Genomic DNA, 2,145 nt, shown 5'->3' with positions numbered 1-2,145 from the left:
TGTGCGCAGACAACTGGAGGCCCCGCTGAATCCGCAGGCACAGGCGGAGGTGCTCCAGCGGCTCGAGACCTGCCGCAGCTACGGGGTGCGGCTCGGCAGTGATCCGGCTGTGCGTGCGGCTGAGGCGCTGGGGATCGAGCTGCCGGAAATGGAGAAGGAGACAAAGGAGGAGGACCAGCATGTCTAAGCACCATAAGCTGATTCTGGTTCCGCTGGATGAGCGGCCCTGCAATTATGAATTCCCTTATCTGCTGGCTCAGGGAACAGATTATAGGGTAGAGCGTCCGCCCGCCGGGATTATGGGGCTGAAGAAACGCCCTGGAGATGTTGAACAGCTATGGTCCTGGTTCGAGGCTGCCTGCGAAGGGGCAGATGGGGCGGTGGTCGCACTGGATACGCTGCTCTACGGCGGCATTATTCCCTCGCGGCTGCACCAGCTGGAGCTTGAAGTGCTGGCTGCGCGCCTGGAGCGGCTGCGGGAGATCCGGCGGCGTTATCCGCAGCTTAAGCTGTATGCGTTCCAGCTGATTATGCGCTGTCCGCAGTATTCTCTATCAGACGAGGAACCGGATTATTATGCCGACTGGGGCCGGGAGATTTTCCGCAAGGGCTTCATCGGCCACCGGCTGGAGCTGGGAATCGCCACCGATGAGGAGATTCGTGAGCTGGCGGATATTGATCACCGGCTTCCAGCCGAGGTGCTGCAGGATTATCTCGGCCGCCGGGCGATAAATATTGAAGCGAACAAGCAGGCGCTGGAGCTGGTCCGGGACGGGGTGATCGACTTCATGATTGTTCCGCAGGATGATTCGGCGCCATATGGGCATACCGCCAAGGACCAGGAGAAGGTGCGGGCACGGATCACGGCGCTTGATCTGGAGCTTAAGGTCTATATGTATCCGGGAGCAGATGAGGTAGGCTGCACGCTGCTCGCCCGGATGCTGAACAAGGCCGAAGGACGGAGGCCGATGATCTATCCCCGCTTGTCCGCTGTGCAGGGGGCATTCGTGACGCCGCTGTTCGAGGACCGCTTTTTCTATGAGACGCTGAAATATCAGATCCTGGCCGCCGGGGGGCTGATCGCATCCAGTGCTGCCGAGGCAGACCTGGTTCTGCTGGTCAGCACGCCGGGTGAGACGATGGAGGAGGCGGTGTCGCAGAAGCATGCTTTTCACAGCTATGACGTATACCGGAACCTGATGGAACTTGTAGAGTACGGGGACTACCTTCTGCAGAGCAAGGAGATGCCGATGGCTGTTGCGGACGTAGGCTATGCCAATGGCGGTGATCAGAAGCTGGTTAAGATGCTGCGGCAGAAGAACCTCCTGTTCGATCTGGCCGGATATGCCGCCTGGAATACCAGCTCCAATTCGCTTGGAACCGTAATCTCGCAGGCGATGATCTATCTGATCTACGGACGTACACAAGGGCATCTCGATTTCCTGGCGCTCCGCTATGCCGAGGATGTATGCTATTGTTCAGTAGTGCGCGGAGAGCTTAGTGAGGGCCCGGTGCAGGAGATGGGCTATGGCAAATACGAACTGGACGGACCGCGCGGCCGCGTAGCTGCCCGTGTACAGGAACGGCTGAGTGAGGAGCTGGCTGTACGGATCGACAGTCCGTCGGGAAGGGTTAAGATTACCGATTGCTATATGCCATGGAACCGGATGTTCGAGGTGGGCTTAACTGTGCAATATGAGCCATCGTGAGGGCAAGTTGGCTCTATCCATTGAATTGAAAAATACAGAGTAAGTGAGCATCTGAACTGAAATAGTGAATTCTTTCAAAATGTGATAATGTTTCATTTTCAATTGAAGCGAACATTCAGAGATAGGTGTATTCTGTGCAATTAAAAACAATGAAATGGAAGGATTTACTCCTCTAAATGTAGTCTGTACAACTAAATTTCCCAAATGAGCCAAAACACAGGCGCTACAGGCATTTTAAATGTACAAAACACAACTAAACGGATCATAGGCGGAACATCAGATGATTTAATTGTACAGAATGCACTTAAGTATATCGCGTGTACCTTACACGGGGCATCGCAAGCCCTTGGCATGCGGCTGGTTACAGTAATTCTTACTAGTTGAATTCTGATGTTGTACTGGTTCAATGGATATAGAATATAAGGAGAGAGGGTGG

The 2,145-nt window shown here is 54.5% G+C and carries 2 protein-coding genes; both read left to right on the top strand.

Annotation, left to right across the window (positions count from 1 at the left end; genetic code table 11):
* Positions 1-187, top strand: a 187-nt coding sequence (locus C173_RS34500) for a hypothetical protein (protein ID WP_162174700.1), incomplete at its 5' end; no start/stop codon positions are given.
* The gene (locus C173_RS17775) at positions 180-1,709 is read left to right on the top strand and encodes a DUF4127 family protein (RefSeq protein WP_036726996.1); all 1,530 of its coding nucleotides are present in this window, start codon (positions 180-182) and stop codon (positions 1,707-1,709) included. The genes C173_RS34500 and C173_RS17775, both read left to right, overlap by 8 nt.
* The last annotated feature ends 436 nt before the right edge of the window (positions 1,710-2,145 follow it).

It is taken from the genome of Paenibacillus sp. FSL R7-277, assembly GCF_000517965.1.
In the GTDB taxonomy this organism is placed as follows: Bacteria; Bacillota; Bacilli; order Paenibacillales; family Paenibacillaceae; genus Paenibacillus_AQ; species Paenibacillus_AQ silagei.
Note: the sequence above shows the minus strand (reverse complement) of the source record. Positions and strands in the feature narration are given on the sequence as shown.

What these genes read in the sequence shown, in the direction of transcription:
- C173_RS17775 (WP_036726996.1), top strand. Translation starts at nt 180, where the DNA reads ATGTCTAAGCACCATAAGCTGATTCTGGTTCCGCTGGATGAGCGGCCC.